At 63.9% G+C, this 26,998-nt stretch carries 26 protein-coding genes; 6 read left to right on the top strand and 20 right to left on the bottom strand.

What is annotated here, in order from left to right; genetic code table 11:
• Positions 1 to 3 precede the first annotated feature (3 nt).
• From MPZ60_RS02235 to MPZ60_RS02155, 17 genes are all read right to left on the bottom strand, one after another.
• Positions 4 to 861, bottom strand: a complete 858-nt coding sequence (locus MPZ60_RS02235; protein ID WP_034353113.1) for a hypothetical protein — start codon at positions 859 to 861, stop codon at positions 4 to 6.
• A complete protein-coding gene (gene flhF, locus MPZ60_RS02230; RefSeq protein ID WP_034353111.1) occupies positions 854 to 2,470 on the bottom strand; it encodes a flagellar biosynthesis protein FlhF in 1,617 nt (538 codons plus the stop codon). The genes MPZ60_RS02235 and flhF overlap by 8 nt, the downstream gene beginning before the upstream one ends.
• Complete coding sequence (gene flhA / locus MPZ60_RS02225) at positions 2,467 to 4,569, bottom strand: flagellar biosynthesis protein FlhA (RefSeq protein WP_003065509.1); 2,103 nt, start codon at positions 4,567 to 4,569, stop codon at positions 2,467 to 2,469. The genes flhF and flhA overlap by 4 nt, the downstream gene beginning before the upstream one ends.
• The gene (flhB, locus tag MPZ60_RS02220; RefSeq protein WP_003065511.1) at positions 4,569 to 5,750 is read right to left on the bottom strand and encodes a flagellar biosynthesis protein FlhB; all 1,182 of its coding nucleotides are present in this window, start codon (positions 5,748 to 5,750) and stop codon (positions 4,569 to 4,571) included. Before flhB ends, flhA begins: the two co-directional genes overlap by 1 nt.
• 184 nt (positions 5,751 to 5,934) lie before the next feature.
• Positions 5,935 to 7,203 carry an HDOD domain-containing protein gene (locus tag MPZ60_RS02215; protein ID WP_034353109.1) on the bottom strand — a complete coding sequence of 423 codons (1,269 nt, stop codon included), beginning with the start codon at positions 7,201 to 7,203 and terminating at the stop codon, positions 5,935 to 5,937.
• A gap of 55 nt (positions 7,204 to 7,258) precedes the next feature.
• Positions 7,259 to 8,473 carry a flagellar hook-associated protein FlgL gene (flgL, locus tag MPZ60_RS02210; RefSeq protein ID WP_034353107.1) on the bottom strand — a complete coding sequence of 405 codons (1,215 nt, stop codon included), beginning with the start codon at positions 8,471 to 8,473 and terminating at the stop codon, positions 7,259 to 7,261.
• A gap of 23 nt (positions 8,474 to 8,496) precedes the next feature.
• The gene (gene flgK, locus MPZ60_RS02205) at positions 8,497 to 10,443 is read right to left on the bottom strand and encodes a flagellar hook-associated protein FlgK (protein ID WP_242881952.1); all 1,947 of its coding nucleotides are present in this window, start codon (positions 10,441 to 10,443) and stop codon (positions 8,497 to 8,499) included.
• Positions 10,440 to 11,468, bottom strand: a complete 1,029-nt coding sequence (flgJ, locus tag MPZ60_RS02200; RefSeq protein WP_012836851.1) for a flagellar assembly peptidoglycan hydrolase FlgJ — start codon at positions 11,466 to 11,468, stop codon at positions 10,440 to 10,442. The genes flgK and flgJ overlap by 4 nt, the downstream gene beginning before the upstream one ends.
• Positions 11,465 to 12,613, bottom strand: coding sequence for a flagellar basal body P-ring protein FlgI (locus tag MPZ60_RS02195; RefSeq protein WP_003065520.1), 1,149 nt, complete (start codon positions 12,611 to 12,613; stop codon positions 11,465 to 11,467). The genes flgJ and MPZ60_RS02195 overlap by 4 nt, the downstream gene beginning before the upstream one ends.
• A gap of 20 nt (positions 12,614 to 12,633) precedes the next feature.
• Positions 12,634 to 13,341: a flagellar basal body L-ring protein FlgH gene (locus tag MPZ60_RS02190; protein ID WP_003065522.1), complete on the bottom strand. Its 708-nt coding sequence runs from the start codon at positions 13,339 to 13,341 to the stop codon at positions 12,634 to 12,636.
• Positions 13,342 to 13,512: 171 nt separating this feature from the next.
• On the bottom strand, positions 13,513 to 14,295 hold the full coding sequence (gene flgG, locus MPZ60_RS02185) for a flagellar basal-body rod protein FlgG (RefSeq protein ID WP_003065524.1): 783 nt from the start codon (positions 14,293 to 14,295) through the stop codon (positions 13,513 to 13,515).
• Positions 14,296 to 14,313: 18 nt separating this feature from the next.
• A complete protein-coding gene (locus MPZ60_RS02180) occupies positions 14,314 to 15,054 on the bottom strand; it encodes a flagellar basal body rod protein FlgF (RefSeq protein ID WP_003077982.1) in 741 nt (246 codons plus the stop codon).
• A 69-nt stretch (positions 15,055 to 15,123) separates the two neighbouring features.
• Positions 15,124 to 16,392 (bottom strand): flagellar hook protein FlgE, encoded by a 1,269-nt coding sequence (gene flgE / locus MPZ60_RS02175; protein WP_034353100.1) that lies wholly within the window; start codon positions 16,390 to 16,392, stop codon positions 15,124 to 15,126.
• A gap of 14 nt (positions 16,393 to 16,406) precedes the next feature.
• Positions 16,407 to 17,069 carry a flagellar hook assembly protein FlgD gene (locus MPZ60_RS02170; RefSeq protein WP_034353098.1) on the bottom strand — a complete coding sequence of 221 codons (663 nt, stop codon included), beginning with the start codon at positions 17,067 to 17,069 and terminating at the stop codon, positions 16,407 to 16,409.
• A 16-nt stretch (positions 17,070 to 17,085) separates the two neighbouring features.
• A complete protein-coding gene (gene flgC / locus MPZ60_RS02165) occupies positions 17,086 to 17,490 on the bottom strand; it encodes a flagellar basal body rod protein FlgC (protein ID WP_003059205.1) in 405 nt (134 codons plus the stop codon).
• Between the two features lie 16 nt (positions 17,491 to 17,506).
• Positions 17,507 to 17,920: a flagellar basal body rod protein FlgB gene (gene flgB / locus MPZ60_RS02160; protein ID WP_003065531.1), complete on the bottom strand. Its 414-nt coding sequence runs from the start codon at positions 17,918 to 17,920 to the stop codon at positions 17,507 to 17,509.
• 13 nt (positions 17,921 to 17,933) lie between these two features.
• The gene (locus MPZ60_RS02155; protein WP_131324637.1) at positions 17,934 to 18,125 is read right to left on the bottom strand and encodes a hypothetical protein; all 192 of its coding nucleotides are present in this window, start codon (positions 18,123 to 18,125) and stop codon (positions 17,934 to 17,936) included.
• On the opposite strand from MPZ60_RS02155, the gene flgA reads away from it, so the two are divergent.
• The 4 genes from flgA to MPZ60_RS02135 all read left to right on the top strand — a co-directional run bounded on the left by flgA (position 18,124) and on the right by MPZ60_RS02135 (position 20,054).
• Positions 18,124 to 18,882 carry a flagellar basal body P-ring formation chaperone FlgA gene (gene flgA / locus MPZ60_RS02150; protein ID WP_034353095.1) on the top strand — a complete coding sequence of 253 codons (759 nt, stop codon included), beginning with the start codon at positions 18,124 to 18,126 and terminating at the stop codon, positions 18,880 to 18,882. The two genes, MPZ60_RS02155 and flgA, sit on opposite strands and share 2 nt — an antisense overlap.
• A 117-nt stretch (positions 18,883 to 18,999) precedes the next feature.
• A complete protein-coding gene (gene flgM / locus MPZ60_RS02145) occupies positions 19,000 to 19,314 on the top strand; it encodes a flagellar biosynthesis anti-sigma factor FlgM (protein ID WP_034353093.1) in 315 nt (104 codons plus the stop codon).
• Between the two features lie 38 nt (positions 19,315 to 19,352).
• A complete protein-coding gene (locus tag MPZ60_RS02140) occupies positions 19,353 to 19,715 on the top strand; it encodes a hypothetical protein (protein WP_003065537.1) in 363 nt (120 codons plus the stop codon).
• A gap of 186 nt (positions 19,716 to 19,901) precedes the next feature.
• Positions 19,902 to 20,054, top strand: a complete 153-nt coding sequence (locus MPZ60_RS02135) for a hypothetical protein (protein WP_165571698.1) — start codon at positions 19,902 to 19,904, stop codon at positions 20,052 to 20,054.
• A gap of 265 nt (positions 20,055 to 20,319) precedes the next feature.
• Here the strand turns inward: MPZ60_RS02135 and MPZ60_RS02130 are convergent, their stop codons facing one another.
• The gene (locus tag MPZ60_RS02130; protein WP_034353091.1) at positions 20,320 to 21,792 is read right to left on the bottom strand and encodes a PLP-dependent aminotransferase family protein; all 1,473 of its coding nucleotides are present in this window, start codon (positions 21,790 to 21,792) and stop codon (positions 20,320 to 20,322) included.
• A gap of 382 nt (positions 21,793 to 22,174) precedes the next feature.
• Between MPZ60_RS02130 and MPZ60_RS02125 the strand changes: the two genes are divergently transcribed.
• Positions 22,175 to 23,353: a PLP-dependent aminotransferase family protein gene (locus MPZ60_RS02125; protein WP_034353089.1), complete on the top strand. Its 1,179-nt coding sequence runs from the start codon at positions 22,175 to 22,177 to the stop codon at positions 23,351 to 23,353.
• A gap of 178 nt (positions 23,354 to 23,531) precedes the next feature.
• Positions 23,532 to 24,500 (top strand): PhzF family phenazine biosynthesis protein, encoded by a 969-nt coding sequence (locus MPZ60_RS02120; protein WP_034353086.1) that lies wholly within the window; start codon positions 23,532 to 23,534, stop codon positions 24,498 to 24,500.
• A 14-nt stretch (positions 24,501 to 24,514) separates the two neighbouring features.
• Here MPZ60_RS02120 and MPZ60_RS02115 read toward each other — a convergent pair whose 3' ends face one another.
• Both MPZ60_RS02115 and MPZ60_RS02110 read right to left on the bottom strand, forming a co-directional pair.
• On the bottom strand, positions 24,515 to 25,174 hold the full coding sequence (locus MPZ60_RS02115) for an ABC transporter ATP-binding protein (protein ID WP_242881951.1): 660 nt from the start codon (positions 25,172 to 25,174) through the stop codon (positions 24,515 to 24,517).
• A gap of 166 nt (positions 25,175 to 25,340) precedes the next feature.
• On the bottom strand, positions 25,341 to 26,993 hold the full coding sequence (locus MPZ60_RS02110; protein WP_034353081.1) for an iron ABC transporter permease: 1,653 nt from the start codon (positions 26,991 to 26,993) through the stop codon (positions 25,341 to 25,343).
• Positions 26,994 to 26,998 lie beyond the last annotated feature (5 nt).

The following is a 26,998-nucleotide window of genomic DNA, read 5'->3' as shown; positions in this document are numbered from 1 at the left end:
CAGTCAATGGCTCCAGACAAGGGATTCAGGCGCGGCAGCCGCCGTGGGCTGGGCATGCATGGGCAGGATGCAGGCCGTCTTGAGCATGTGCAGCGTGAGCTGATGCAGATCGCTGGCCTGGCGCCAGCGCAGGCGCATGAGCACCGGGGCATCGCCCAGGTGGCGCTGCGAACACTGTAGCAGCGCATTCAGACGCTGCAATCGTGTCTGAGCGTTTTGCTTGGCTGTCTGCGAGCTGCTCTGCTTGCGGCTCCAGTCGTATTTCTGCGGGCCGTCTGCCGTCAGCGGCGCTTCCAGCGCAGCAATCGTGCACTCCACGCCGGCAAACACGGCCAGATGCTTGAGCTGGCGGTAGCTTTCTACCAGGTGCTCGGAATCGGGCGGTACGACCAGCAGCGGCTGCAGGCCCTGACCTTGCAGCAGCGGCGTCAAGGTTTCGCTGCTCGCATAGATGATCACGGTGGTGTAGCCGCGCACATAGGCTTGCAGGGCCGTCAGCATGTCCAGCCCCATCTCGTCGGCCGAGGCCTTGAGCTGTTTGAGACCCTGCCGCGCCGGCAGGCTGGCCACCGACTGGGCGTCGCCGACGCTTGCGCGCAGTCCCGCCTGGGCCTGCCAGGCATGCTGCGCCAGCAGCTGGGCAAGACCTGGCGTGTGAAAGGATTCGGCCTGGCTGCCATCAAGCACCAGCACCTTCTGGCCCAGGCGCTGCAGTTGGGCGCACAGCGGCCACAGCACGGCCTGCTCGGCAGCGGCACCGGATGCGCTGTGCAGCACGGCCAGCACGCGCAAGCCGGCAGTGCTGGCATCGCTCATATGCAGAGCCATGCCCTGATGCAGGGGCGAGCGGCGCTCAAGCATGGGCAGCCTCTGCGCCGCTGGCGGACGAAGGGGTAAAGAAGAAGTCCAGATCCAGCGACTGCGGATCAAACGCCGACTTGGCAGCCGAGCGCATGGAGGCCGAGACCAGCAACTGCGCATTGGCGCGCTCGAAGTCTTCGGGCACGCGCTGACCATTGGTCACGCCGCATAGCTGGATCTGATGACGAATCAGCGTATCCACCGAGGGACCGACCTTCACGGCTTCATCGACCTTGGTGAGGATGGCATGCTGCGAGCCGCGCGCCTTGAAGGCCTGCATGACATCGTCCTGCGCATCGCCCTGCGCGGCCGCATTGACGGCCAGCAGCTGCTGAACGCCCTCAATGGCCAGCACATCCATGATCTCGTCCTTACGCGGATCACGCGGGGCCACGCCGGTGGTGTCGATCAGCACCATCTTCTTGCTTTGCAGCAGGCCCAGCAGGTCCTGCAGCGCGGCCTTGTCATGGGCCTGATGGGCCACCATGCCCAGCATCCGGGCATAGGTGCGCAGCTGGTCATGACCACCGATGCGGTAGGTATCCAGCGTGATCAGGCCCACGGATGCGGGACCGTGCTTGGCCGCACACAGCGCAGCCAGCTTGGCCGTGGTCGTGGTCTTGCCCACGCCGGTCGCGCCGACCAGGGCAAACACTCCGCCTTGCTCATAGATGGCTGGCTGGGCAGCATCGGTGCGCAGATTGCGCTCCAGCACCTGCATCAGCCAGCGCACGGCGTCGCCAGCGGAGAGCGTCTCCGGCAGCTTCTCGATCAGCGCACGTGCAAGTGCGGGCGAGTATCCGGCACGGATGAGCTTGTGCATCAGGCTGGACTGGATCGGGTTCTGACGCGTCTGGCCCAGCCAGGTCAACGTGTTGAAGCGCTCCTCGATCAGATCCTTCATGGACTGCATCTCCTGCATGAAGTTCTGGGGTGCAGCCACACTGGCGGGCCTGGCGCTTTCCTTGAGCTGAATCTTCTCGGGACGCAGAGGATTGTGGCGAACCACCGCGGCGCCGGCCGCCTGAGACTTGGCAGCCATGGCGGGGCGCTCGTTATTGCGCTCCTGCACGCGCTGGGCAAAAGTAGGCAGAGCTTCGCTGCTGTCCAGCGACGACTCATGGCGACGGCGCAGCATGCGTTCGCGCACATAGTCCTGGAAGGTCAGCGTGCTCATGGACAGCTGTTCCACATCGTCCTGCACGGAATGCCGGGCCAGTTCATTGATGGCCTTGACAGGCTTGGCCTGGACCTGCATCTCGCGGGCCTGCTCTTCCTTGGCCGTCTGGCGCGCCTGCACATGCTCCAGCGTACTCATGGCCTCACCGCCCTGGCTGCGCCTGGCAGCAGCGGGAGCCAGAGGCGAATGCTCCTTGCGCAGGCTGCTCATGCCTTCGTCGCTTGCACGGCGCTCCAGCGCCTTTTGCAGGGGCGAGCCAGTCTGCATGCCGGCATCCATGTCCTGCAGTGTCTCTTCGGCCGTGGCCATGACTTCCACTCCGTCCGGCGTCTGGCGGTTGGAGAGAATCAGGGTGCCGTCGCCAAAAACCATGCGCGCCTTGGCCAGGGCCTCACGGGCGGTCGGGGCGTAAAAGCGTTTGATATTCATGCGGTTGCACCTTTAAGAATCGGGCCGATGCGGATGGTGTGCGTCTCGGGAATCTCGCTGTGCGCGAGCACCTGCAGACGCGGCGCCACACGGCGCAGCAGCTTGGCAAGAGAGTTGCGGATCGCGTCCGGCACCAGCAGGCAGGCGGGCAGGCCCAGCTCTTCCTGTTGGTTGGCCACATCGACCGCTTTTTGTGTGAGGATTTCAGCCACGCCGGGGTCCAGCGATGGCGCATTGGGGTTCGACAGTGCCTGCACCAGCAGACGCTCCAGGCCGGGCTCGATGGCAATCACATTGAGCTCGCGGGTCGGACCGTAGATCTGCTGCACGATGGCAGGCGACAGTGCAATGCGCACGCGACGCGCCAGCTCCACCGGGTCGGTCGTCTGCGTGGCGTTTTCGGCCAGCGTCTCGATGATGGTGCGGATATCACGAATGTGCACAGAGTCCTCCAGCAGCAGCTGGAGCACTTTCTGGAACGTTGTGATGGGCACCATTTTCGGGATGACTTCTTCGATGAGTTTGGGGGCCAGCTTGGCCACATGGTCAACGAGCTGCTGCGTCTCGGTACGAGACAACAGCTTGGCCGCGTGCACTTGCATCAAGTGTGACAAATGCGTCGCCATCACGGTTTCCGAATCAACGACGGTAAAACCGGCCATTTGTGCCGCTTCCTTTTGCCGCTCGTCGATCCAGTGCGCGGGCAGACCAAAGGCCGGATCCGTCGTGGCCGTGCCGATCAGCGGCGTGGTGATGCCGCCGGGGTTGATGGCCAGGAACATGCCGGGGAAGGCTTCGCCCTCGCCCACCATGACACCACGCAGCGTCATGCGATAGGCGCTGGGCTTGAGTTCCAGGTTGTCGCGCACATGCACGGCCGGCGGCAGAAAGCCGACCTCCTGCGCAAACTTGCGGCGCACGCCCTTGATACGCGTCAGCAGGTCGCCCTGGCGGCTCTTGTCCACCAGCGCGATCAGGCGATAGCCCAGCTCCAGACCCAGCAAGTCCACGGGCTGCAGATCGTCCCAGGTCGCTTCGCCATCATTTTGCGCAGCCTGCTGCTGGGGCGCCGGGGCACTGCTTTGGGCGGCCAGACGGGCTTTTTCCCTCTTGTCCAGCACCCAGGCACCCCAGCCCAGCAAGGCCCCCATGCTGATGAACACCAGATGCGGCATGCCGGGAATCAGACCCAGCAAGATCATCACGCCGGCAGTGATACCCAGCACCTTGGGCGACATGAACAGCTGCTGCACGATCTGGCGGCCCATGTCGGATTCCTTGCCCACGCGCGATATCACCATGGCCGATGCCACGGAGATCAGCAGGCCTGGAATCTGCGCCACCAGCGCGTCACCCACGGCCAGCAGGATGTAGCTGTCGGCCGCCTGACCCGCGGACAGGCCGTGCTGGGCCATGCCGATGATCAGGCCGCCGATGACGTTGATCACCAGAATCAAAATGCCGGCAATCGCATCGCCACGCACAAACTTGCTGGCACCGTCCATGGAGCCGAAGAAATTGGCTTCCTCGCCCACTTCGGCACGCCGGCGCTTGGCCTCCTTCTCGTCGATCAGGCCGGCGTTCAGATCGGCGTCCACGGCCATCTGCTTGCCGGGCATTGCGTCCAGCGTGAAGCGGGCCGAGACTTCGGCAATGCGCTCGGCACCCTTGGTAATCACCACGAAGTTGATGACCACCAGAATGCTGAACACGATCAGACCCACGGCGAAGTTGCCGCCGATCAGGAAGTGACCGAAGGCCTCGATCACCGCGCCCGCGGCGCCGGGGCCGGTGTGGCCCTCCATCAGCACCACGCGCGTCGATGCCACGTTGAGCGACAGACGCATCAATGTGGTCAGCAGCAACACCGAAGGGAAGGCCGCAAAGTCCAGCGGCTTGATCATATAGGCCGCCACCATCATCACCATCAGCGCCACGGCAATATTGAGGGTGAAGAAGGTGTCCAGCAGCCAGGGCGGCACGGGCAACACCATCAGACCCAGAATGGCCACCACCAGAATGGGAGCAGTCATCCCTTGCAGGGCGCCGGCGTTGGAGCCAGACCACTTCTGGAACAGTTGCAGAGGATTCGACGACATCACAGATTACCTTCTTGCTGCGCAGCAGCATCGACCGCCGCAGGCTGGGTGCGGCCACGGTGCGGATCCAGCTCCACGGGCACGGGGGGCTCTCCCAGGGCATCGGGCATGGGACCCTGGCCGCTCAGTGCAGCCTTGAGACGATAGACATAGGCCAGTACCTGGGCCACCGCGGTGTAGAGCGCGGCAGGGATGGCCTGATCCAGATCGGCATGCGCATAGAGTGCACGCGCCAGCATGGGCGACTCCAGTACCGGTATCTGGTGCGCGCCCGCGATTTCACGAATCTTGAGCGCCACCAGATCCGTGCCCTTGGCAATGACCTGGGGAGCGGCCATGGAGGCGTCGTCATAGCGCAGCGCCACGGCATAGTGGGTGGGATTGGTGACTACAAAGTCGGCTTTCGGCACGGCCGAGACGCTGGCCCGGTCGGCAATCTCGCGCTGCTTCTGGCGGATCTTGCCCTTGAGCTGCGGATTGCCTTCGGACTCCTTGTGCTCCTGCTTGACCTCCTCATGACTCATCTTGAGGCGCGACTTGAAGAGAAAGTCCTGCAGCGGCACGTCGATCAGGGCCACCAGCAGCACCACGATCAGCAGCAAGGTGATGCCCGTGGTCAGCCAGGAGCCGACCATGGCAAGCGCCATGGGCGATGGCTGGGCCGAAACCGACGCAATCTCGGCAATATTGGCACTCATGTACTTCCAGGCTACAAAGCCCAGCACGATGGTCATGAACACCATCTTGACCACCGTGGTCAGCTGCTGCTTGGAAAACAGATTCTTGAGACCCGACAAGGGGTTGAGCTTGCCAAAGCGCGGCTGAATGGGCTTGAAGCTGAAGATCCAGCCACCGGCAGCCACGCCGGACAGCACCGAGGCCGTGGTGGTCACCAAAGCAAAGATCACGGCAATGCCCAGACCCAGCACCAGCATGGACTGAAAGCGCTCCAGCATCAGCGCCGGAGTCTTGGCCGCCGCAGCGTTGAACACCAGTTGCCGGGCCATGGCCTCGCGCAGATGATTGATCATGGGCTGCGTGCCCATCAGCATCAGCAATGCGCCCGTACCCAGAATGGCCAGATGCGACAGATCGCGCGAGCGCGCACCCTGGCCGTCTTCACGCGTCTTCTGCAGCTTGCGTTCGGTGGCGGGCAGGTTTTTGTCTTGGGATTCGGACATGGCGCACGGACGGATTGGATATCCCAATTGTCCGAATCCGGCGCCCAGGCAATGCGCGGATAAGCGGCAGCCAAGCCCTGCTTATGCACGACTCTGCCTCACAGCACATCCATCAATTTGATAGCTGTCTGCGCGCTCCCATCAGGAGATAGAGCCTGTTTTTAGCGAATTTTCACCCAGACACTCAGGTCTGAGCTTGCGGCATGCCCAGCTTGAGCTCGCTGAGCATGCGCAGCAGCATCCGGTTGAGGTCTTCTGCCTCCCACTCCTCCTGCTCGCGCAGCTGCCGGATGGGTGCCGGGTCACGACCCTCCAGAGCCTGGCTCATCTGCAGCACGGCCGCATAAGGACCGGAGCGCGTGACGATGGCATCGAAAATGCGCTCATTCAGCGGCGTGCGTCGCAAGATGGTGGCCACCGGCTCATGCAGCAGCAAATCCAGCTGCGAGAACAGGCTGCACAGATACATCTCACGCTGCAGGTCCAGGCTCACCCCGGCCTCGATCAGCTGCTCGGCCAGCCTGGCGCGCAGCACGACCTGCGTGCGCAGAGGCACCAGGTCCTGTTCGGTACAGGCATGGGGCAGCTGGTCGGCCAGCCAGCGCTCCAGCGTGCCCAGCCCCAGCATCACCAGCCCGCGGCGCAGCGAGTCCACGCCGCGACGCAGGCCCAGTGCGGCCGAGTTGGTATAGAGCAAAAAGCGATAGGCCAGCACCGGGTCCGAACCCAGGATCTCCTCCATCACATCCAGGGACTGTTCCTTGTCGATGGCCTTCATGAGCCTGAAAAGCGCATCGCGCGAGGGCTGGGGCTGCTGCAGCCGAAAAGCCTGCATGGTGTCTGCCACGGGCCAACCGGCCACGGCGGCCGCTTCATGCTCGTCGAGGCAGGAGCGCGCCAGCTCCAGGCTTTGCAGGCTCTGGTACATCTGACCGTCCAGCAGATTCAGGGGCTGAGTGGCAAAAAAGCCCGAGGCAGTCTCCTTGTCCGCACCTTTTGCCGGCTGGCTGGAACGCACGGCATTGGGCAATCCAGCGGCACCTTCTGGCGGCAGGCTCAGCAGGCTGCTGGCAAAGCAGCGCGCAGCATCGGCATCGGGCACATCGGCCAGCGATCCGCCCCAGACCAGCATCAGCCCGCGTGCCTTGGCCTTCTGCACCAGCTCGTAAATACCTTCATCCTGCTGCAGCCAGTCGCCGCGCACCTCTATCCAGGGACTGCCCTGAGGTGCATGTTCAAGAAGATTGCACAGAACCTGGCGGGACTGCGGCGATATCAAGAGCGGCGGGGCCTGACGGCTCCAGATCTCATCCACCGTGCGCAGGAAATGCGCCATGTCGGCAGAGGAGCCCGAGTCTTCGTGGACATAAAGCTGAATCCCTGCCAGGCGTCGCGTACGTCCCCAGAGCGGCCGATAACCAAGAGTCAAAGAGCTGAGGGCAGACTGGGTCATGGAGGATTTGGACAGGTAGACGACGAGACATCAAGACGGACAGAGCCCGCTGGAATCAGCCGATGTAGTTGAACAGCGAAAGCTTCTGCATCTGTGCATAGGACTGCAGGGCGGCCTGCAAGCCCACCTTCTGCGTATCCACTTGCGACAGCGCCGTGATCATATCGATATCTTCGGCACGTGAACGGGCTCCCTCCTGCGTCAGTGCCTGATCCTTCATGTCGGACTCCAGGCCGTCTGCACGTTTGAGCTGGTCGCCGGCATAGCTGCGCATGGCCTGCACCCGGTTCATGCCCGAATCCAGTTCGCTCAAGGCGCGCCCCAGACCCTGCTGCAATGCGGTCGACCCCCCCGTGCCGCCCTTGACCGTGGCAATGGCCTGATCCAGCACGCTGAAAATATCGGTGCGTGTGCTTGGAGACATGGTGAAGCTGTCGCCGTCGGCCGGAGTACCCTTGATGCTGATCTGCTGACCACCGACGGTAATCGCCTGCCCTTCCTTGTAGGGTGTGGACGGAACCACAGGGTTGGTTGCCGTGGCCGAGCTGGAGTTGATCTCGTAGCTGACCTCGCCGGTAGTCGGGTCCTTGGTGAATACCAGCGTGTAGCTATCGCCCGTGACCTTGCTCGGGTCGGTGACCGATCCCACATCCGCCCAGGCCTTGCCGGAATTGGAGGCAGCGCCATTCACCACAAACACCCCGTTGCCGGTGGGCACGTTCAACCAGGCCGCATGACCATCCAGAGAGATGGGCAGGCCGTTGTCACTGCCAGTGCTCTGGCCGGGGTTGAGCTGGCTGCTCGAGCCCGGAGGCGTGCTTTGCAGCGGCGTATCGGGACTGCCCAGCCCGCGGAAAATCGGCAAGCCGTTGGAGTCCTTGGCATTGGCATAGCCGAGAATCTGATCGCGCAGGCTTTGCATCTGCTGGACCAGCGCATCGCGTGCCACCTGGTCATACGAACCGTTGCCGGCCTGCACCACCAGATCACGAAAATCCTGCAAAGCACCATGAGCCTTGCCCAGCTCGGACTCGCCCTGGGCAATCACATCGCGCTGGGCACCGAGCACACGCTGGTCATTTTCAGAGCGGGTGATGCGGGTGCGTGCGCGCTCGGCCTGGGCCGCCGCCACGGGGTCGTCGCTGGCGCGCAGCACGCGCTTGCCCGCCGTGGTCTTCTCCATCAGGTCCACCAGGCTGCTCTGACGCGAGCCCAGGTTGTTGATGGTGCTGTCATACATATTGGCCGTGCCAATGCGGTTGATGCTCATGCCTGTTCTCCGGCTGTAGGGGGTTAACGGCCAACGGCCTGGATCACGCTGTCAAAAATGCCCTGAGCCACCTGCAGCATCTTGGCCGAGGCCTGGTAGGACTGCTGGTACTGCAGCAGCTTGGCGGCTTCTTCGTCCAGATTGACGCCGGACACTGCGGTGCGATCGCCCTCCAGATTCTTGGCAATCGAGTCGGACAGCTTGGCTGCATAGGCCGCGCTTTGCGTGCGCGTGCCGATCTGCGCCATGGCGGTGGAAAAACCGTCGCTGAGCGTGGTCGCGCCATCGAAGATCACGGCGTCGCGCAACGACAGGAAGGAGCTGGCATTGCCCGTATCCGAGCTGTAGAAGCTGTTGGGGCCGAAGCTCACGGTATCGCTGGTGGCACCATCCACCGCAGGCGTGCCGGTGAGCGTCACCTTGAGCCCCGGAGCCAGCTCGATGGCCTGTCCGGAGATATAAGCGCCTGTCGCAGCCACGCCGCTGGGGGCAGGCGTGATGGTATAGGTCATGCCGCCCGCCCCGTCAGGCGCGAAAGACAGGGTGGTGCCTGCAGGAAAGGCAGAGGCATCGAAGCCTTTTTCCACCTTCAGGCTGGACATGCGGACGGCCGCATCGCCCAGCGAGTTGATCTTGGCCGACACCGGATTGGCCACCGCCAGATCGTTGCCGGAATGCACCATGGTCTGAATATCGTGCGCCGCCGATGCCACAGGACTGAACAGCACGGACTGGCCGGCCTGGCCATCGTTCTTGAGATCGAACTGCAGACCGTCGATCGTCATGCCGCGCAGGTCCGTCAGATCGTTGAAGGCCGTGGTCTGGCCATCCGACAGGCGCACCACCTTGCCCTTGGGCGCATCGTTGCCGAAAACGATCTTGTAATCCGAAGCCTTGAGCGCGCTCGAGTCCTTGACCGTGACCGTGGGCGTATCGGGCTGTACCCATTGAGCACCCGTGGTGGAGCCCGTGGTCGTCATCGGAATATTGAACAGCGCCCCGCCCTTCTGACCCGACAATGTCAGGCCCAGCTGGTTCTGCGTATTGAGCGTATCGCCGATCGAGATCACCATGCGCCCCAGCAGGTTGCGCCCCTCGCTCAGGTCGTTGTTCTGGAACTGCAGCAGACCGGCAATCTCGCCGCCGCCGGCCATGGCCGGAGTCAGCTCCACGGGCTGCCCGCCCTGCTGCTGGAAATACAGGCTCATCTTGCCGCTGCCGGGGTACTGCGTGGACTCCTGCAGGCTGAGCTTGGCCGCGCTCTGCCCCAGCACCAGCGGCTGGCTGCCGCCCACGAACAGGCTGATGGAGCCATCGCCGGCGTCGACCTGCGAGGTCTGCACGTATTTGTTGATGTCACGCACCAGCTGGTCGCGCTGATCGAGCAGGTCATTGGGCGTGTGGCCCGTGGCAATGGCGCTGCTGATCTGGCCGTTGAGCGCCGCCACCTGTTGGGACAGACTGTTGACCACATTCACGTCATTGCTCATCTGCTGTCGCGTGCTGTAGTCCATCTCGTCGAGCTGGGCCGAAGCCGAGCGAAAGCGCGCAGCCAGTTCGCTCATGCGCGTCAGCACCACCTGGCGTGCCGAAGAGTCGGTAGGTGCGCTGCTCACATCGGCAAACGCATTCATCATGTCGTTGATGGCCGCGCCCAGGCCGTTGGTTCCGCCGGAGAACACTTCCTGCAACTGGTTGAGCGAGTTCGAGCGCGCGGAGTCTGCGGCACTGGCGGCGGTGGCCGCCGTGGCCTGACGGTTGACCAGCTCGCTGAAGTTGCGCAAGATGGTCGCCACATCGGCGCCATTGCCGATATAGCCATTGCCGATGTTCTGGCCCGCCGAGGTCTGGAAGGCCACGCTCTGGCGCGAATAGCCGGCGGTGTTGACGTTGGCGATGTTGTGCCCCGTGGTTTGCAGGGCGATCTGGTTGGCCATCAGGGCGCGCGCGCCCACGTTCAGAAGACTCATGACTGGTTCTCGGTGATCTTGTTGATCTGGGCGGCACGGGCGCTGACGCCCAGACGGCTTGCGACATTGGCGCTGTTGTTGCCGGCGTTGGCGACGCTGACCTGGGCCACGCTCTGGATGGCGCGGCTGAGCTTTTGCGCATAGGCCGGATCGGTGGCGTAGCCGGCCTTTTGCAGCTCGCTGGCATAGGCCTGGGCAGAGCCGGTCTGGGCCATGGCTTTTTCGTAGCGCGGATTGCTGCCGATCAGGCGTGCGTAGTCGCGGAAGGACTCCTCGTAGGAGTCATAGGCGCGGAACTTGGCCGTCACCTTCTTGGGCGCGCCATTGATGTATTCGGTGGTCGTGACTTCGGCGACCTTGCCCGTCCAGCTTCCACCGGCCTTGATGCCGAACAGGTTGAACGAGTTGCTGCCGTCCTTGTTGCGGATCTCGCTCCTGCCCCAGCCCGTCTCGTGTCCGGCCTGGCCGATCATGTAGTGGGCCGGGATGCCGCTCTCGCTGGCCACGCGCTGGGCCGCGCCGGTGTGCGCCGTCACGAAGTTGTCGCGCCCCTTGGGAGCCGGTGCATAGGCGTTGATCGATTGCGCAGCCTGGCTGCGGCTGCCGCTCCAGGCGCCGTTGCTGCCCACATTGCGCCAGGCGTTGCGGCTCAGGCTCAGTGTGGAAGGCACGGCAATTTCTGCGTCCTCGGCGGCGTCGACCCCCATGCTGCGCGCCAGCTGCTTGCTGATGGCATCGGTGAGACCGCCAGGCTGTCCCGCCATGGCCACCGAGAGCTGCTGATCCAGCAGATCGGTGCTGAGATTGCCCTGCGCGCTGTCGAGCAGGCCGGACTTCATGGTCGCCTCGCGCATGCTCTTGATCATCTCGCGCATGAACAGCGACTCGAGCTGCTTGGCCGTCTCGCGCGCGGCCTGAGGGCTGTTCTCGCCGGCTGCCGTCTTGAGCGCATTGAGCGAACGTGCATCGACAGCCAGAGCATTGCTGGCCGCCAGGGATGAAGAATGGGGCAATGACGTGCTCATATCACCTCCAGCTCGGCGTCCATGGCGCCAGCGGCCTTGATGGCCTGCAGGATGGCCAGCAGATCCTGGGGCGTGGCGCCCAGTGAATTCAGTGCCCGCACCACATCGGTGAGCTGGGGCGAATTGGGCATGTTGATGACCTTGCCGGGCTCCTGCTTGACCTGGATATCGGACTTCTGCGCCACCACGGTCTGCCCTTGCGAGAACGGTGCAGGCTGGCTGATGACCGGCGTGGTGCTGATGGTGATGGACAGATTGCCGTGCGCAATCGCGCAGGGGCCCAGGGTCACCGCCTGATTGAGCACGATGGAGCCGGTGCGGGCATTGATGACCACCTTGGCCGCCGGCTTGGAGGTCTCGATGGGCATCTCCTGAATCTCGGCGATCATGCGCACGCGCGAGCCCGGATCGATGGGTGCATTGACCTGCACCGTGCGGCCGTCCAATGCCATGGCCGTACCCGCTCCCATGCGCTGGTTGATGGCGCGAACCATCTTGTCGGCTGTCTGGAAGTCGGTCTGATTCAGGCCCAGCGTGATCGTGTTGCCCTGGTTGACGGGAGTGGGCACTGCACGCTCAACCTGCGCGCCCTGCGGCACGCGGCCCGCGTTCAGGTGATTGACCTGCACCTTGGAGCCGCCGGCTGCAGCCCCGGCACCGCCGACCACCACATTGCCCTGGGCCAGGGCATAGATCTCTCCGTCCGCGCCGCGCAGCGGTGTCGCCACCAGCGTGCCGCCCTTGAGCGACTTGGCATTGCCCATGGAGGAGACATTGATGTCGATGGCCTGACCGGGCTGTGCAAAGGCCGGAAGCTCGGCCGTGATGATCACCGCCGCCACATTCTTGAGCTGCAGCTGGGCCGCATTGCCCGTGGCCGGCAGGGCGATGCCCATCTGCTCCAGGTAATTGGCCAGCGCCTGCTTGGTGTAGGGCATCTGCGTGGTCTGGTCGCCCGTTCCGTCGAGGCCGACCACCAGACCATAGCCTGTCAACTGGTTGCTGCGCACGCCCTGGATGGCGGCAACCTCCTTGATGCGTGTGGCATGCGCAGGCAGGGTGAGCCCGCTGGCGCCAAGGGCTGCGACCACCAGCAAGGCGGTGTGCGCAGGGCGCAGTGACAGGAGCGTGGACAGTACTTTCATACTGCCCATTCTCGGAAGAATCAGAACGGCATAACGTTCAAAAAGAACCGGGACAACCAGCCAATTGACTGGGCTTCACCGGCCTGGCCACGGCTGCGCGACTCGACACGCAGATTGGCCACCTGAGTCGATGCCACGGTGCTGCCCGGACGCAGCGAACGCGGGTCCACCGTGCCCGTGAAACGCAGCACATCGACGTTATGGTTCACGCCGATCTGCTTCTCGCCGGCAATCACCAGATGACCGTTGGGCAGCACATCGACCACGGTGGTTGCGATCGAGCCCGTGAAGGTGTTGTTGCTGCTGGTGGCCCCCGAGCCCTTGAAGTCGTTCTTGCTCTCGGCCCCCAGGGTGAGCGCATCGGCCACCGTCTTCTCGGCGCCGCCCCTGAGCAGCGGCAGCGAGGTGATGCCCGTGCTCAGCTCGTTGGCTCGCCCGACCTTGGAGTCCGTGCTCTGGCTGGCCGAAACGCGCTCGACGATCTGCACCGTCACCGAATCGCCCACCATGCGGGCGCGCTGATCCTCGAACATGGGGCGGTAGCGGCTGGCGTTGAACAGGCTGCCAGTGGGCGCCTGGGCCGTCTGCTCGCGCGGCTGCAGCACGGGAGGTGCGGTGGATGGCATGTCCACGGGCGGCGGCGGATTGAGCGTGACGCAGCCCGAAACCAGCAGGGCCCCGGCGAGGGCGCAGAGCGGCGGGCAATGGGAAACAATGGCTTTGAACATGGCGGCAAGTCCTTGGCAGTCAGGCGCTTCGCCCCCTTGTGCCCTTGCGTGCGCGAGGCACGCTATTGAAATCAGAGCTTTCAGCGCCTACTCCTAATGGAATTCAGCAATGAATTGATCTGAAAACCATAGGCATCAAGCGCAAGCTGCTCCTCAATACATTGTGATCAATCAGAGCTGTGCCAGCTTGGCCAGCATCTGGTCGGAGGTCTGGATCGCCTTGGAATTCATTTCGTAGGCGCGCTGCGTCTGAATCATGGTCACCAGCTCCTGGACCACGTTCACGTTCGAGGCTTCCAGATAGCCCTGCTGAATCGTGCCCAGACCGTTGGTGCCGGGCGTGCCCTGCTGGGGCTGGCCCGAGGAAGCGGTCTCGACGTAGAGGTTCTGGCCGCGGGGCTCCAGGCCTGCGGCATTGATGAACTGGCTCATCGCGATATTGCCCACCTGCTGCGGCGCAGCCTGGCCGGGCATGGTGACGCTGACCACGCCGTCATGGCTGATCGACACCTTGGTAGCACCCTGCGGGATGGTGATGCCGTTGGCCACGGGCAGGCCGCTGGAGGTCACCAGCTGGCCCTGGGCATCGACCTCGAACGAACCGTCGCGGGTATAGGCAATCGTACCGTCGGGCATATTGACTTCGAAGAAGCCGTTGCCGTTGATGGCCACATCCAGCGCATTGCTCGATTGCTGCAGGCTGCCCTGCAGAAAGTTACGGCTGGTGGCCACGGTGCGCACGCCCAGGCCCAGGTGCAGGCCGGTCGGCAGCTGATTCTGCTCGGTGGTCTGCGAACCGGACTGGCGCAGATTCTGATAGATCAGATCCTCGAAGACCGCATTCGCGCGCTTGTAGCCGGTGGTGGAGACGTTGGCCAGATTGTGCGAAATCACGTCCAGCTGCGTCTGCTGGGCTTCCATGCCGGTCTTGGCAATGAACAGCGAATTGATCATGACGTATTCCTTTGGCTATCAGCCGTTCAAGCTCAGCAGCTGGCTGGCGGATTTATCGTTGGTTTCAGCGGTCTGCAGCAGCTTCATCTGCTGCTCGAACTGGCGCGAGGCCGCGATCATGCCGACCATGGTTTCGACGGAGTTCACATTCGATCCCTCGATCGAGCCCGACAGCAGGCGCGCTGTTTCATCGTTGGGCAGCGCATCGCCCTGCGCCGCGCGGAAAAAGCCGTCATCGCCGCGCACCAGCGGCTCATCGACGGGCGGCGTGACCAGCTTGACGCGCCCCACGGCCACGGGCAGCTGGTTGCCCATCTTGGCAGTCAGCGTGCCGTCCGAACCCAGGGAGATCGTGGACTCTGGCGGGATATCGATGGGCGCGCCGCCGTCGGAGAGCACGGCCTGGCCGTTGCTGTTGACCAGTTGCCCTTCGGGCGAGATCTCGAACACGCCGTTGCGCGTATAGGCCTCCTGGCCATCCAGCCCCTGCACGGCAAACCAGGCGCGGCCCATGGCCATGGCGTCCAGCGCACGGCCGGTGCGCTGGGCCGGGCCGGGAGTGTCCTGATAGCCGGAGGTGGCCTCCAGCGCAAACACGCGGGTGCCGGCCCCCGAACCCTGCAGCGGTACCGAACGGAAGGTGGACATCTCGGCCCTGAAGCCGTTGGTGCCCGCATTGGCCAGGTTGTGAGCCAGCACGGCCTGACGCTGGGCTGCCGCATTGGCCCCAGTCATCGACGTATAAATAATTTTGTCCATGCTGACCTTCCTTCCGTCAAATCAATCGCCTTTGCAGCCCCGGCGCAAAGCGCCTCAAGGGCCTATCGGTTATCGCAGGTTCACGAGTGTGGAGAACACCTGGTCCTGCGTCTTGATGGTCTGGGCGTTGGCTTGGTAGGAGCGCTGCGCCGTCATCATGTTGACCAACTCGGCCGTCAGGTCAACGTTGGACTCTTCCAGCGCGCCCGACTGCAGCGAGCCGAAGGTGCCGGTCTGGGCCGAACCATTGAGTGCAGGGCCGGAGTCGGAGGTGGCAACCCATTTGTTGTTGCCGATGGAGCCCAGACCCTGGGTATTGGTGAATGCCGCCAGAGCGATCTGGCCTTCGGTGCGCGTGACGCCGTTGGAGTAGGAAGCCACGATGGAGCCGTCGCGGCCCACATTGATGCCCGTCAGTGCGCCCGAGGTATAGCCGTCCTGCTTGAGGCTGCTGACGGCAAACTTGGTGCCGAACTGGGTCAGACCGCCGAAATCGAACGCGACGTTGAAGGGCTGCAGGCCGTTTGGATTGGCCGTGCCGCCGCTGACGCTCAGATTCAGCGTGGTACCCGAACCTGTGGTCGGTGCATTGGGGGTGACGCTGGTGAGCTTGCCGCTCGCGTCGAACACGGCCGTACCAATGGGCGTGGCCGTGGCATCAAGCGAGTTGAAGACATTCCAGGTGTTGCCTGTGGCGTCTTTCTCGAAATACAGATTGACCGGGATCGCCGTGCCCTGGGTGTCATACACATTCAGCGAGGTGCCATAGGTGGCACGAGGCGTGGCAGCGACAGGGGGCGTGGCTGTCGCGTCGCCGGCGGCCGCCGTGGCGCGTGCATCCAGATTCAGCTCCACATTCACCTTGGACGTCTGCTTGGCGGGAATCGGCTGCCCTGTGGGAAAGCTCATCGGCACAGGCGTGGCACCCGACTGGATCTTGCCGGTCGAAGGGTCCACCACATAGCCCATGACATTGTCGTTGTCCACGGTCTTGAGGTTGCCCTCCTTGTCCAGGCCGAAGTTGCCGGCGCGCGTGTAGGCGATGCTGCCGTCGCTTTGCTTGACGACGAAAAAGCCGTTGCCGTTGATGGCGATGTCAAGGTTGTTGCCCGTCGAAGTGATGGAGCCCTGCCTGAACTGCTGGGACACGGAGGCCACGTTGACGCCGATGCCGCTGCTCTGGCCGCTGGCCGAGCCGATGGCGCTGGCGACCATCTCGGCAAAGTCAGCGCGCGAGGCCTTGAAGCCCGTGGTGTTGGAGTTGGCGATGTTGTGGCCGATGACGTCCAGATTCTTGCTGGCGGCGTTCAAGCCGGAGAGACCTTGTTGAAAACCCATGATGTGTTCCTCAATCAGTAAACGGCCTTGACGCCGGAATAAGCCACGCTGTCGCCGTTATCGAGCTCCAGCGACAAAGAGCCATTGGCCGAGCTGGTGGCAATCACGGCATGCGGCGCCAGCGGTGTGGATGCCACTGCGGTCGTGCCATTGGTGGCGACCACGCTGTAGCGCAGCTGCGAGGCATCGCCGCTGTATTTGTCCTTGCCATCCCAGGTGAAGTAGTTCCGCCCGGCAGCGCCGGCCCCCAGGTCGATGGTGTCCACCAGCTCGCCACTGGCCGTGGTGATCTGGATCTTGACGCTGGCCGCCTGGTTTTCCAGGTCGAAGGCAGCGGTATGCGTGCCATCGGCCGCCACGCCCAGGGTGTTGCCCTCGGTCAGCACCGTACGACCGATCATGGAAGTGCCCTGCAGCACCTGCATGGCCGTGAACTGGCTGGACATGGAGGCCATGGTCTGGTTCAGCTGCTGAATACCGGTCACGGTGTTGATCTGCGCCATCTGCGAGGTCATTTCCGCGTTGTCCATGGGATTCATGGGGTCCTGGTTGTTGAGCTGGGCCACCAGCAGCTTGAGGAAACGGTCCTGCGCCTCGTTGGGGTTGGTCACCGAGTTCTTGGTATTGCTGGTGGTGTTGGTCGTGGTGCCGTCCACGCTGCTTGCGCCGTAGATCATGTGTGTGTTCCCGGGCTTACTGGCCCATTTGCAGAGTCTTGAGCAGCAGCGTCTTGGCCGTGTTCATGACTTCCACGTTGTTCTGATAGGAGCGTGACGCCGAGATCATGTTGACCATCTCGTCCACGGCGCTCACGTTGGAGTGGGTGACATAGCCCTCGCCATCGGCCAGCGGATTGCTGGGGTCGTGGATGCGGCGGCCGGGCGTGTTGTCCTCGCTGATGGCATTGACCTTGACGCCCGCGCTGCCGTCGTTGCCCATGGGCACGGTCTGAAACACGACCTGGCGCGCCTTGTAGACGCTGCCATCGGGGCCGGCCACGGCATCGACGTTGGCCAGATTGGAGGCCACCACGTTCAGGCGCTGGGACTGAGCACTGACCGCGCTGCCCGAGATATTGAAGATGGAAAACATGGACATGGTTTAGCTCCTGGGCTTACTGGCCTTGAATGGCGCTGAGCATGGTCTTGGCCTGGCCGTTGATGAAGCGCAGCGTGGCTTCGTAGCGCACGGAGTTGTCGACGAAATTGGCGCGCTCGCGATCCAGATCCACGGTGTTGTTATCCAGGCTGGGCTGGGAATTGACCGAATAGCCGAGCTTGGCCTTGAGCGCCTCGTCCGACATCTGCGCCTGCAGCGGGATATGGCCTGCCGTCGTGACGCTGGCCTGGGTCAAGGGCTTGGGCCCGCTGGTCGCGGCCATCAAGGCTTCGCGGAAATTGAAGTCGCGCGCCACATAGCCGGGGGTGTCGGCATTGGCAATATTGCTGGCAATGGCGCGCTGGCGCTCGGCGCGCAAGAGCAGCGCCTCGCTTTGGAAGTCCAGTCGTTCGGTCATTTTGTTCAGCATTGCGGCCTCGCTTTCAGAATTCGGGGATGCCGGAGCCCACGGACTGCGGCATGCGAGGATTATGAAAATCGGCAGCGCAAACTAAAGCGCGAAGAAAGCGGTATTGCGCTGGCTCTTCAAGCCATTGCGCAAGCCATGTCACGCCTATATTTGCCAGCATCGTCTGCAGCCCTGTGACTGCGGATACTTCAAAGGATTGATGCATGTCTGGCCGCTTTTCCCTGTTTCTGCGCCTTCGCCCCTCTCAAGGCCTGGCTGCAGCATGGGGTCTCGCTGCGCTGCTGCTGACGGCTGGCGCACAGGCCCAGGACGGCGCGGCACAGCTCAGCCAGATCGGACAGCGCTTTGTCGATGCGGCTCTGCACCAGCCATCAACCGAGACTGCGCAAGCCGGCAATGGCATGGCTTTGCGCATGGAGGTTCAGATGGGCCAGCTGGACTCGCGCCTGCGCCTGGCAGCCTGCGCCAAGGTCGAGCCCTATCTGCCTGCGGGCAGTCGCCTCTGGGGTCGCACCCGGCTGGGCCTGCGCTGCGTGCAGGGCAGCGTGCCCTGGAACGTGTTCCTGCCCATCACCGTGCGGGCCTATGGCCCGGCCTGGGTGGCCCAGGGCAATATTCCGGCAGGCAAGACGCTGAGCGCCGAGGACGCAGCCCCCGCTGAAGTGGACTGGGCCGAGGACAGCGCCCCCGTCTTCGCCAATGCACAGGATTTCATCGGCATGGTCGCGGCGCGACCGCTGACTTCGGGGCAGGCTCTGCGCCAGAACATGGTACGTCCGCCTGCCTTGTTCACGGCGGGATCGCCCGTCCAGGTGATGGTCAACGGCGGCGGCTTCAGCGTTGCCGGCTCAGGCAAGGCAATGACTGCAGCCGGAGAAGGGCAGCAGGTACGGGTTCGCATGGATAATGGCCGCCTTGTTACAGGAACGGTCAATGCCAGTGGCGTGGTTCTGGTTCAATGACGAGAGGGTGCATACTCACTTTATCAACCATGCCAAATATTCCTCAAGTTTTACGCGCCCTTGTCGAAAGCAAGGCTACAGCGCCCTACGCCGATACAGGGCGATTGGAGAACCAGCATGAAGATAGGCAATAAGCCGGACCTGCAGCAGACCACTGCAGCCGCCAAGCAGGCCCCGAAATCCGCCACCACGGTTGCCACCGAAGAATCGACCAAAGGCTTGTCCGAGCGCGCCGCCGGCGTGCCCGTGTCCTTTTCGTCCTCGGCCCGCGCCCTGGACAGCCAAAACCGCACCAATACCGACTTTGATGCCGATCGCGTCAAGGCCATGCGCGAAGCCATTGCCAATGGCAGCTTCCGCGTCAACGCCGAGGCCGTGGCAGACAAGCTGCTGGCCAATACCGAAGAATTCCTGGTTCACGCTCGCGGCTGAAGCGCCCGTGCCTGAACTCCCGAACAAAGGCTGACCCGATGACCTTGCAGGAAATGCTCGATTCGCTGGATGCGGTGATTCAGACCGTTTCGGCATCGCTGCAGTCACCGGACGCATCCGCGCTGGAACAGTCCAGCACCCGCCTGCGTGACGCCATGGTGGCGTTCTCCCAGCTCGTCAAACGCTTCTCGGCAGACGACTGGACGCCTGCACTGCGCGAGCGCGCACAGAATCTGGACCGCGAAATTTCCCTGGTCCGTGACCAGTTGGCAAGGCTTTCCGTGCTCAACCAGCGCCGCACCAAGGCCCTGGTGCCTGCTGCCGAAGACAGCACCTATGAAAGCAGTCTGCGCGGCGCATCGCAGACCGGCCGCGCACGCATCTATCACGCAGCCAGCTAGGCTCGACGCGGAAACTCCAAGCAACACGGGCAACCCGGCACGAGATGCTCTGGGCGCGCTCAACCACGCCGGCCGCTAAGCGGTGGCCCGCCACCTGACCGCAGCGCCTGCCGACATCCCCATGAACCATGGCTTTGCCCGCGTCTATGGCTTTGATGCCCCAGCACAGCCAGCTATGACACACAGATGGTCAGCCGGTTGGTCCGCGGCGTGGCGCAGGGCGATGCCATAGGCAGGCAGCGGCCCGTGGAGTTCGACTATCCGATGTCCGACGCCTTTGGCGAGCTGCTGCAGCGCACAGGCTGCCATATCCATCAGGGTCCCGTCCAACTGGGTTAAGAACGTGTTGACGATCTCTACGCAGTCGCGTTGGAGCGCAATCGGGATGAGTTCAAAGCGTTGGCTCGCCGCTTGCACCGGGGTGCAAGCAAGAGTCAGCGCGCAGAAATCGCCCGATTTCGCCCCAACCCTGCGGGACAGAGGGTTTGCGGGCGGTCTGCGGCGTTGCGAATCCTCGCAATAGCACGGCTATTGCTGCGGTATCGCGCCTTGCATCCCATCCCGCAAACCCTCTGTCGCGGCGCGAGGAGATCGTCAACACGTTCTACAACTTCTGTGCCTGGGCCCGCATCTGGGCCACGACGCGCTCGAAGACGCGCCAGAAGGCGGCATCCTGTGTGGTCGCGAAGTTGATGCGCATGCAGGTGCTGGAGCCCCGGCTGGCATGGAACATGGCGCCAGGGGCAATCATGTAGCCCTGATCCAGCAGCAACTGGGTCAGCACCTCGGTATCCACGCCGGTATCCACCCAGCCGAACATGCCAGCAGGCTCGGCCACAAACCGACAGCCAGCCGCCTGGGCCAGAGCCACGCTGCGCATGCGCGCCTGGGCCAGATGCTGGCGCAGCCGCTCGGCATGGCGGCGCAGCTGGCCCTGCTCCATGCACAGGGCCAGGGCCTGCTCCATTGGGGTCGGCGTGGATAGGGTGGACAGCAGCTTGGTGTCCAGAAGTCTCTCGACCAGCTCGGGCGGCGCTGCCAGATAGCCCAGGCGCCAGTTGGGCACCAGCACCTTGGCAAAGCCGCTGATGTAGATGCTGCGCTGCAAGCGGTCCAGCACCGACACGCGTGGCGCGTGATCGGGCGCAATATGGCAGTAGCTATCGTCCTCCACCACATAGAAGCCGTATCGCTGCGCCATCTGCAGCACCTCATGGGCGCTGGCCGCGCTCAGACTGTAGCCCGTGGGGTTGTGCAACACGCTGACACTCACATAGAGCTTGGGGGCCATGGTCTCGCAATAGCGCTGCATCACCGCCATGTCCGGCCCCTCGGGCCCGCGCGGCACGGGCAGCACGCGCATGCCCATGGCGGCCAGGCGCGCATATTCCACGGCCCAGCCCGGCTCCTCCACCATCACCGGATCGCCGGGCTGCAGCAGGGCTCGGCTCACGATGTCCAGCGCCTGGGTCGCCCCCAGGGTAGTGATGATCTGGCCAGTCCCCGCCGCGATGCCTATGCGCTGCAGGCGCCGCGCCAGCGCTTCGCGCAGCCGGCTGTCACCCATGGGCTCGCCATAGCGCACCAGCGATTCGCGCAGCGCCTGCCCGCTGGTGACCTTGCGCATGGCCGCCACCAGAAAGCCGGCATCCAGCCATTCGGCAGGCAGCACACCGGCACCAGGCTGGGGCTTTCCGGCCACGCTCTCCACGAACATGCCGCGAATCAGCATGGTGGCGTTGATGCGCGTGCCTGGCGGGATGCCTACCGGGGTGTTGACCGCTCCCTCATTGATAGCTATCTGCGCTTGACTTTCCTGCGTTTGAAGCGGATTTTGCACAATATCGCGTACAAAGAAGCCGCGTTGCGGCCTGGCCTCGACCAGTCCCTGGGCCTGCAGCAGGTCGTAGGCGGCCACCACCGTGTACGGACTCACGCCCTGCTGGCGCGCACATTCACGCACCGAGGGCAGGCGCGCGCCAGCGGGCAGCAGCCGCGTGCGTATGCGCTCGGCCAGACGCTCGGCCAGTTGCTGGGTCAGGGTCAGGGCCGCCTGGCGGGACAGGGAGATGGACATGGTAATGTGCAGCGAACTGTATTGAAGCGGATACCGATACAGAAGCCATGATTGTGAGACTGTCTGTATAGGTACTGTAATGGTCTCACGCGTATATTGAGTCCATCAACCTCTCTTGGCCGCCCTCCACACAGGGCTATGGTCACGGCCTGCGGCCTCACCGGCTGCAGACCACACCGTCGCAATTGCCCGCCAGCCCACACAGGCAAACCGGTCGCGACACAATAAGCCCACCTGCTGGTGCATGGTTGCAGCGCCTTGTGCGCCGCAACGATTGCATCCCGAGCCCCAAGCTCGGGCCGGCACATGCCCGACAACGGCGTGAAAATGCACACCGGCCAGCCCTGCCCGGGCTGGAAACGTAGAGATCGAGTACTGTTTTATGACAACCTGGACGCTGGCAGAACGTGCTGCCAAGATGAATTCCTCCGCCATCCGCGAGATCCTCAAGCTGACCGACCGCCCCGGCATCATCAGCATGGCTGGCGGCCTGCCTTCCCCCAAGGCCTTCCCCCTGGATGCGTTCACCGAAGCCTGCCAGGCCGTGATGCAGCGTGACGGCGCCGCGGCCCTGCAGTACTCGACCACCGAGGGCTTTGCCCCGCTGCGCCAGGCGATTGCCGACTTCCTGCCCTGGAACGTCGATCCCGAGCAGATCCTGATCACCACCGGCAGCCAGCAGGCGCTGGACCTGATCGGCAAGGTGTTCCTGGACAAGGGCAGCCGTCTGCTGGTCGAAAAGCCCACCTACCTGGGCGCCCTGCAGGCCTTCACCCCCATGGAGCCCGTGGCCGTGGGCGTGGACAGCGATGACGAAGGCATGCTGATCGAGGACTTTGCCAAGCAGATCGGCAGCGGCGCCGACAAGGCCCGACTGGCCTATGTGCTGCCCAACTTCCAGAACCCCACGGGCCGCACCATGAGTGATGCGCGCCGCCAGGCTCTGGTCGACAAGGCCAGGGAGCTGGACATTCCCCTGATCGAGGACAACCCCTACGGCGACCTCTGGTACGAACAAGAACCCCCTCTGCCCCTGGCTGCACGCAACCCCGAGGGTGTGATCTACATGGGCTCGTTCTCCAAGGTGCTGGCCCCCGGCCTGCGCATCGGCTTCATCGTCGCGCCCAAGTCCGTGTATGGCAAGCTGACCCAGGCCAAGCAGGCCGCCGATCTGCACACCCCCAGTTTCAACCAGCGCGTGGTGGCCGAAGTCATCAAGGACGGTTTCCTGGATCGCCATGTGCCCACCATCCGTGCCATGTACAAGGCTCAGCGCGATGTGATGCTGATGGCTCTGGAGCGTGAGATGGCCGGTCTCGACGTGAAGTGGACACGTCCTGTGGGCGGCATGTTCCTCTGGGTCAGGTTGCCTGCGGGCATGGACGCCCAGGCCCTGCTGGCCAAGGCCGTGGAGCGCAATATGGCTTTCGTGCCCGGCGCGCCCTTCTACGCCGGCGATGCACAGAACAACACGCTGCGCCTGTCGTATGTGACGGTGTCTGCCGAGCAGATCAACGTCGGCATCAAGTCCCTGGCCGAGGCCATCAAGGCCAGCTTGTGATCTGAAGGCCCCCTGAGCGGCTTTGCCACCTCCCCCTCTCTGGCGCTTTGCGCCGGAGGGGGACGACAGCCTCGGTGCGCGGCGGCGCTTCCTCGCTGTCTCTGATACCCCATGGCATGTGAAATGCCACATCGACCGGCTCTGCGCCGGTTTTTCTTTTTGCCGACAATCGCTGCCCATGTCTGCCTCCGCACATAACAGCCCTCTCTCTCGTCCCTATATGACCGTGGACGTGTTCACGCATACCGCGCTGCTCGGCAACCCCGTGGCCGTGGTGCTGGGTGCCGATGGCTTGAGCGATGCGCAGATGCAGGCCTTCGCGCGCTGGACCAATCTGTCGGAAACCACTTTTGTGCTGCAGCCCACGCCCGAGGGGCTGGCTGCGGGCGCCGACTACCAGCTGCGTATCTTCACGCCCGCGGGCGAACTGGCTTTTGCCGGCCACCCCACGCTGGGCAGCTGCCATGCCTGGCTGGCCCAGGGCGGCCAGCCGCGCAACCCCGAGCAAGTGCTTCAGGAGTGCAAAAAAGGCCTGGTAGCCATTGGCTGCGATGCGCAAGGTGCGCTGTTTTTCGAAGCACCCTCACTCGACTCTCAGGAGATTTCCGAAGAGGAACTGGCACCCGTGCTGCAGGCTCTGGGCCTGCAGCGTGAGCAGTTGCTGATGGCACGCAGCCTCTACAACGGCTCGCCCTGGCTGGGAATGCTGCTGGACCACCCCGATACGGTTCTGAGTGTGGAGCCAGACTTTGGCGCACTCAAAAAGCTGGGTGCCAAAACCGGTCTGGCGGCCATTTATGAGGTGGCAGAGGATGCCCCGTTGATTGGCCGCTCCAGCCGCGAGGCCCGCGCTTTTGCCAAGCAGGCGGAAGAAGCAGCTCAAGAAAAAGTGACCTCAGCGCAACCACGTCTGGAAGTACGCGCCCTGATCGGCGATACCGCGAGCGAAGACCCTGTCACCGGCAGCCTGAATGCTGCGCTGGCCCAATGGCTGACCGGCGAGGATCTGCTGCAGACTCCCTATATCGCCGCGCAAGGCGTATGCGTGGGCCGTGACGGACAGGTTCATGTCCAGACCGCAGCCAACGGCAAGCTCTGGGTAGGCGGCCACACCGTGACCGTCACCTCAGGCCGCGTCCTGCTTTAAACCTCAGGGCCGGCTCAGAGCTGAACTGGCGTCATCCTGCAGATCTGGTCGGCCATGGTTTCGGCCTCCTGCGCGTTGTGCGTGACCAGAATCGCCGTCTGCCCGGTGGCCCGCAGAATGTCGCGGACCTCCAGCGTCAGGCGCTCGCGCGTGGCGGCATCGAGATTGGAAAATGGCTCATCGAGCAGCAGCAAGGCCGGGGACGGCGCCAGGGCCCGCGCCAGCGCCACACGCTGCTGCTGACCGCCGGACAGCTCGTGCGGGAACTTGCTACCTGAATTCGCCAGCCCCACCACGGCAAGCAGCTCCTGCACACGCTTGTCGCGCTCTGGCTTGCCCATACGGCGCAGGCCGAAGCCCACGTTCTGCACGGCCGTCAAATTCGGGAACAGCCCGTACTCCTGAAACATCATGCCCACATGGCGCTGCTCGGGAGGCAGATGCGTGCCGGGGCCGGAGAGCAATACCTCGCCCAGATGAATGCTGCCCGCGCGCACCGGCTCGAAGCCCGCAATCGCTCGCAGTACGGAGGTCTTGCCGCAGCCCGAGGGACCCAGCAGGCTGGCGATATGACCTGCAGGCACCTGCAGATCAAAGCCCTGCAGCACGGTGTGCAAGCCCTTGGGCGTGTCATAGCCCAGTTGCAGCTGCGCAATTTGTAGAGAGGCGGTCATGCAGTCACTTCATCACGACTTATGCAAAACGGATTCGGGCAAGACGACTGCCTCAGGAGGCCGTCCGTTGCTGCATTCTTGTTTGCACAAGTCCTGTTCATCCTATTCATATTCAATAGCTGCTTGCGCAATACCCATAAGCGCTTGAGCCGATTTTCATGCATATTCATCGCTGACTACCCGACAGCTGGGCACGCGCCAGCAGCATGACGGGAACCAGCCCCGCGATCACAATGCACAGCGCGGCGATCGCGCCCTCCTCATAGGTGCCGCGCGCGGCTTCGGCATAGAGCCAGGTGGCCAGGGTATCGAAATCGGCCGGGCGCAGCAGCAAGGTGGCGGGCAGCTCCTTCATGGCGTCGACAAACACCAGCATGGCACTGGTGGCCATGGCGGGCCGCAGCAGCGGCAGATGCACGCGGCGCAGCGTGCCCAGGCGGCTTTCGCCCAGCAAACGCGATGCCTGCTCCAGCGTCGGCGGAATACGCACCAGTCCGGCCTCGATACCGCCCACGGGCATGACCAGAAAGCGAATCACGCAGGCAGCCACCAACACAATGCCCTGCCCCATCAGCGGCAGGCCGCCCATACCGAACAGCTGGGCCAGCCCGGCGTCGAACGCCAGCGCCGGCGTCAACAGGCCGATGGCCAGCACCGTGCCCGGCACGGCGTAGCCCAGCGCCGCCAACTGCGCTGGCCAGCGTGACGGCGCTCGCGTGCTGATGCCGGTGCGCGTGGCCCAGGCCACAACAAGACCCGCGGCCACCGCGATCACGGTCACGCCCAGCGCCAGTCCCAGCGTGTTGAGCAGACTGGAGACCAGGCCCTCGGACACGCCCGAGCCCTGCACCAGACGCTTGCCGCTTTCCCAGGCCAGATAGGCAGCTGGCGCAGCAAAGCCGATCAGCACCGGCAGGCTGCAGGCCAGTGTTGCCAGCCAGGCCCTGCCTGCGGGCAGGCGGTGCGGCGCTATGGCCCGCATGCGCTGGGCCGAGCCAAAGCGCTGGCGACTGCGGCCCTGGCGCTCCAGCCAGACCAGGGCCACCACGGCCAGCAGCATGGAGCAGGCAATCTGCGCGGCACCAGCCAGATCGGAACGCGTGACCCAGGTGGTGTAGATCGACACCGTGAGTGTGTGCACGCCCAGAAACTCGGACGCCCCGATATCGTTGAGTGTCTCCAGCAGCGCCAGGCTCAGACCCACGACCAGCGCCGGTCGCGCCATGGGCAGGGCCACGCGCCAAAAAGCACCCCAGCGGGTCTCACCCAGCGAGCGTGCGGCCTCCATCAGATGCGCCGGCTGGGTCATGAACATGGAGCGCGCCGTCATGTACACATAGGGGTAGAGCGTGAAGCCCAGCACAAAGATCGCACCGCCCATGGAGCGAAGATCGGGCAGGCGCCACTGACGCGGGCTGTCGTAACCCAGCAACCAGCGCAGCGCGCCTTGCACCGGGCCTATGGGGTGAAGCAGGTCCAGATAGGCAAAGGCCACGATATAGGCCGGCATGGCCAGCGGCAGCAGCAGTGCCCAATGCAACCAGCGCCGCCCCGGAAAATCACAGGCCGTCACCAGCCAGGCGCAGCCCGTGCCCACCACCAGTACCACCAGGCCCACCCCGCCCAGCAGCCAGGCCGTATTGGCAGCGGCATCGGGCAGCACATAGCGCAGCAGATCCTGCCAGTGCGCCCAGTCCGCCCCCAGCGCCAGCCAGGCCAGCGAGGCAATGGGCGCAAACACCCCCAGCGCAATCAACCAGCTTGCGCCCTGCCACACCGGCCCGACGGGTCTGAGCCCTGAACGAAGATAAGAAAACATCAAAA

It is taken from the genome of Comamonas sp. 7D-2, from assembly GCF_022749555.1.
In the GTDB taxonomy this organism is placed as follows: Bacteria; Pseudomonadota; Gammaproteobacteria; order Burkholderiales; family Burkholderiaceae_C; genus Comamonas; species Comamonas thiooxydans.
Note: the sequence above shows the minus strand (reverse complement) of the source record. Positions and strands in the feature narration are given on the sequence as shown.

Bases quoted from the DNA above. Each gene is read 5' to 3' on its own strand.
- MPZ60_RS02235 (WP_034353113.1), bottom strand. From the start codon at position 861: ATGCTTGAGCGCCGCTCGCCCCTGCATCAGGGCATGGCTCTGCATATG.
- flhF (WP_034353111.1), bottom strand. From the start codon at position 2,470: ATGAATATCAAACGCTTTTACGCCCCGACCGCCCGTGAGGCCCTGGCC.
- flhA (WP_003065509.1), bottom strand. From the start codon at position 4,569: ATGTCGTCGAATCCTCTGCAACTGTTCCAGAAGTGGTCTGGCTCCAAC.
- flhB (WP_003065511.1), bottom strand. From the start codon at position 5,750: ATGTCCGAATCCCAAGACAAAAACCTGCCCGCCACCGAACGCAAGCTG.
- MPZ60_RS02215 (WP_034353109.1), bottom strand. From the start codon at position 7,203: ATGACCCAGTCTGCCCTCAGCTCTTTGACTCTTGGTTATCGGCCGCTC.
- flgL (WP_034353107.1), bottom strand. From the start codon at position 8,473: ATGAGCATCAACCGCATTGGCACGGCCAATATGTATGACAGCACCATC.
- flgK (WP_242881952.1), bottom strand. From the start codon at position 10,443: ATGAGTCTTCTGAACGTGGGCGCGCGCGCCCTGATGGCCAACCAGATC.
- flgJ (WP_012836851.1), bottom strand. From the start codon at position 11,468: ATGAGCACGTCATTGCCCCATTCTTCATCCCTGGCGGCCAGCAATGCT.
- MPZ60_RS02195 (WP_003065520.1), bottom strand. From the start codon at position 12,613: ATGAAAGTACTGTCCACGCTCCTGTCACTGCGCCCTGCGCACACCGCC.
- MPZ60_RS02190 (WP_003065522.1), bottom strand. From the start codon at position 13,341: ATGTTCAAAGCCATTGTTTCCCATTGCCCGCCGCTCTGCGCCCTCGCC.
- flgG (WP_003065524.1), bottom strand. From the start codon at position 14,295: ATGATCAATTCGCTGTTCATTGCCAAGACCGGCATGGAAGCCCAGCAG.
- MPZ60_RS02180 (WP_003077982.1), bottom strand. From the start codon at position 15,054: ATGGACAAAATTATTTATACGTCGATGACTGGGGCCAATGCGGCAGCC.
- flgE (WP_034353100.1), bottom strand. From the start codon at position 16,392: ATGGGTTTTCAACAAGGTCTCTCCGGCTTGAACGCCGCCAGCAAGAAT.
- MPZ60_RS02170 (WP_034353098.1), bottom strand. From the start codon at position 17,069: ATGATCTACGGCGCAAGCAGCGTGGACGGCACCACGACCAACACCACC.
- flgC (WP_003059205.1), bottom strand. From the start codon at position 17,490: ATGTCCATGTTTTCCATCTTCAATATCTCGGGCAGCGCGGTCAGTGCT.
- flgB (WP_003065531.1), bottom strand. From the start codon at position 17,920: ATGCTGAACAAAATGACCGAACGACTGGACTTCCAAAGCGAGGCGCTG.
- flgA (WP_034353095.1), top strand. From the start codon at position 18,124: ATGTCTGGCCGCTTTTCCCTGTTTCTGCGCCTTCGCCCCTCTCAAGGC.
- MPZ60_RS02155 (WP_131324637.1), bottom strand. From the start codon at position 18,125: ATGCATCAATCCTTTGAAGTATCCGCAGTCACAGGGCTGCAGACGATG.
- flgM (WP_034353093.1), top strand. From the start codon at position 19,000: ATGAAGATAGGCAATAAGCCGGACCTGCAGCAGACCACTGCAGCCGCC.
- MPZ60_RS02140 (WP_003065537.1), top strand. From the start codon at position 19,353: ATGACCTTGCAGGAAATGCTCGATTCGCTGGATGCGGTGATTCAGACC.
- MPZ60_RS02135 (WP_165571698.1), top strand. From the start codon at position 19,902: ATGGTCAGCCGGTTGGTCCGCGGCGTGGCGCAGGGCGATGCCATAGGC.
- MPZ60_RS02130 (WP_034353091.1), bottom strand. From the start codon at position 21,792: ATGTCCATCTCCCTGTCCCGCCAGGCGGCCCTGACCCTGACCCAGCAA.
- MPZ60_RS02125 (WP_034353089.1), top strand. From the start codon at position 22,175: ATGACAACCTGGACGCTGGCAGAACGTGCTGCCAAGATGAATTCCTCC.
- MPZ60_RS02120 (WP_034353086.1), top strand. From the start codon at position 23,532: ATGTCTGCCTCCGCACATAACAGCCCTCTCTCTCGTCCCTATATGACC.
- MPZ60_RS02115 (WP_242881951.1), bottom strand. From the start codon at position 25,174: ATGACCGCCTCTCTACAAATTGCGCAGCTGCAACTGGGCTATGACACG.
- MPZ60_RS02110 (WP_034353081.1), bottom strand. From the start codon at position 26,993: ATGTTTTCTTATCTTCGTTCAGGGCTCAGACCCGTCGGGCCGGTGTGG.